The sequence below is a fragment of the Treponema sp. UBA753 genome, assembly GCF_002297325.1.
Taxonomy (GTDB): Bacteria; Spirochaetota; Spirochaetia; order Treponematales; family Treponemataceae; genus Treponema_D.
Window position 1 is genome coordinate 1 of the sequence record NZ_DBKJ01000092.1, and the last position, 2,877, is coordinate 2,877.

3 protein-coding genes are annotated in these 2,877 nt (G+C 40.4%); 1 reads left to right on the forward strand and 2 read right to left on the reverse strand.

The features are described from left to right. Together B4C08_RS07920 and B4C08_RS07925 are read right to left on the reverse strand one after the other, a co-directional pair. The coding region (locus B4C08_RS07920) for an NAD(P)/FAD-dependent oxidoreductase (RefSeq protein WP_296664294.1) at window positions 1-1,076 on the reverse strand (1,076 nt) is incomplete at its 3' end. A gap of 13 nt (window positions 1,077-1,089) precedes the next feature. Beyond that, on the reverse strand, window positions 1,090-1,407 hold the full coding sequence (locus tag B4C08_RS07925) for a (2Fe-2S)-binding protein (protein WP_296091510.1): 318 nt from the start codon (window positions 1,405-1,407) through the stop codon (window positions 1,090-1,092). A gap of 139 nt (window positions 1,408-1,546) precedes the next feature. Between B4C08_RS07925 and B4C08_RS07930 the strand changes: the two genes are divergently transcribed. Beyond that, window positions 1,547-2,698, forward strand: coding sequence for a tyramine oxidase subunit B (locus B4C08_RS07930; protein WP_296664295.1), 1,152 nt, complete (start codon window positions 1,547-1,549; stop codon window positions 2,696-2,698). Window positions 2,699-2,877: the final 179 nt, after the last annotated feature.

Sequence of the window (2,877 nt, forward strand, 5' to 3'; positions counted from 1 at the left end):
TCGTCTGTCTTTTCAATCAGTTTTCCACGGTTGCAAGGAGCAAACATTCCCTGGCGCAAACTGTCCAAATCTTTTTCAAACAAAGACTCGTTCTGCTCCATCAAATTTTCTTCTGCAAATCCTGTCTTATAGGCGGCGCGCAAACCTGCCATTCGTCCTTTTATCATCGCAGAACTTGCTTCTTCAATTCCGCTTACATCTCCTGCCGCAAAAAGACAAGGAACAGAAGTTTCGCCATATTCATCAACAATCGGAACTTGCCCGCCACGTCTTGGATTATCTTCCATTGCACAGCCAGACATTTTCAAAAGCTGACTCATTGGCGAAAGACCAACCGCAACACAAATTGTGTCAACATCAAAATGAATTTCTGTTCCCGGAATAATCTTAAAATGCTCGTCAACCTTGCCGATTGTTACACCTTCAACTTTTTCAGTTCCTTCAACTTTTTTGATTGTATAACCCAGAAAAAACGGAACTCCGGTTCGGGCAACCTTTGCCGCATGAACGCCATAACCGCCGATTCTAGGAGCTGCGTCAACTAATGCAACAACTTCGCAGCCTGCCTGCAGCAGCTGAAAACTAACAACAAGGCCAACGTTTCCGCTTCCAAGCATAAGAATCTTTTTTCCAGGCTTTACACCGTGCAGATTCATCATTGTCTGAGCCGCTCCAGCTCCAATAACGCCCGGCAAAGTCCATCCTTCAAAAGGAACCATGTTTTCCGCCGCACCGGTGGCAATAATCACACTTGAACCTTTGTAATGATGAATCGCGCCATCATGATTTACAGTAACTTCCTTGTTTTCAAAAATGCCAGTTACAGTCGCATCCAGTTTTACCTTAACGCCAACTTCTTCCGCTTCTTTTAAAAGTTCCGTTCCAATGTTAAATCCACGGATTTTTGCCTTATGTTCTTTTGAACCAAAAAATTTATGAATCTGCTTAAAAAGCTGTCCGCCCGGTTTATGGTTTTCATCAAAAATCATAACATTCATTCCGTGCTTAGCCGCTTCTATTCCTGCGCTAAGACCAGCAGGTCCTGCGCCAATTACAATCAAATCATATCTTTCCATATTTGTTTCCGCCTTACCAAGTTTTTTCAGCCGAACATCCATACTGAGTTTGAACTTTCATTCCGGCTTTTAAAGGAGTTATGCAAGTCCTAGTATTTGGAACGCCATCGACAACCATTACGCAGTCTGTGCAACGCCCAATAGCACAAAAAATTCCTCTTGGTTTATGCAATTTAGAAGTTTCTCTGTGCTTTAAAATTCCTGCCGCACGCAAGGCCATTGCAATCGGCTCACCCTCATACCCTTGCATTTCTTTTCCGTCAAATATAAACGTTACGAGTTCCCCTTTTTCAGGAACTCCTAAAATAGGATGTTCTGCTATACGTTCCATGTTCAACCTCACTTTGCAACAATGTAAAACTAAAATTTTTATTTTTCTTGTAAAAATTCGCATTGGAAATTTTTTTTCGGCAAATATAATGAATCAAGATTTTGAAAAATAATTTTCTGAACCACTTTGGAGGTTTTATATGAATGAAAACATTTTTCCTAATATCGACATTCTGTTTCTAAACGAAAAAGATTTGATTAAATGCGGCGTAAAAAACATGAAAAACTGCATCGACGTAATGGAAAAACATTTTTCGCTAATCGGAAACGGAGATTACCGAATGGGCGGAGCAAACGGCAATGAGCACGGCTTAAAAATGTCGTTCCCGGAAAGCTCTCCTATAAAGAATTTTCCTCTTAATGGACCTGACTATCGCTTTATGGCGATGCCTGCATATCTAGGCGGAGAATTTCATACCTGCGGAATAAAAACTTACGGTTCTCACCAAACAAACCGCTCAAAAGGATTGCCTCGCTCAGTTTTAATGCTTCAACTTCTTGATGCAGAAACTGGCGCCCCTTACGCATATATGTCTGCAAACCTTATAAGTTCAATGCGAACGGGAGCCGTTCCAGGACTTGGAATCCGCTATCTTTCCATAAAAGAGCCAAAAATTGCAACAATTGTAGGTCCTGGTGTAATGGGACGAACCGCAGCCTTAGCAATCGCGACAGAAAAACCTTCTGTAACAACAATAAAAATCAAAGGCCGCTCAGAAAAAGGTATCAATGAATTTATAGATTTTTGCAAGGAATATTGCCCTACATTCAAAAATTTTGTTGTTTGCGATTCAATCGAAAGCGCCGCAAAAGACAGCGACATTATTTATTTTGGAACAACAAATGCCGCAAAATATGAAGACAATCCTTTCCTAAAAGATGAATGGATAAAAAGTGGAGCTTTAGTAATAAGCACAAGCGCACTTTTAATGAACCACGAAGGCTGGAAAGACACAAAAAAATTCAAGCTTGTAAGCGATGACTACAAAATGTACGTCGGCTGGGGAAAAGGAAAACCTGCTCCAACACAAAAGAACGTTTCAACCTTAATTGGCATGGCTTTTTACGACGCAGTTGTAGAAGGCATTGTAAAAGAATCAGACTTGGTAGAAATTGGCGATATTGTAAACAACAAGAAACAAGCTCGCGATAGCGATGAACAAATAATTGTTTACGCAGTCGGCGGAATGCCAACAGAAGACGTTGCCTGGGGAAGATTCTGCTACGACAGCGCAATAAAAAATAAAATCGGCACAAAGCTGAACCTTTGGACTTCCCCTGAATGGAGCTAAAAGAAAAATAAGATCGAATGTCGAGTTTTAAATTTAAGTGTCATTATCGGGAATGACACTTAAATTACTGTTCTTATCAAAACTCGACATTTGGGCTGTTTAGTAGCTGTTTTATTAAAAATCGACATTCGACCCATAATTCTTCATCTTTATATCCTTGCAAAAGAAAATCCTGAACA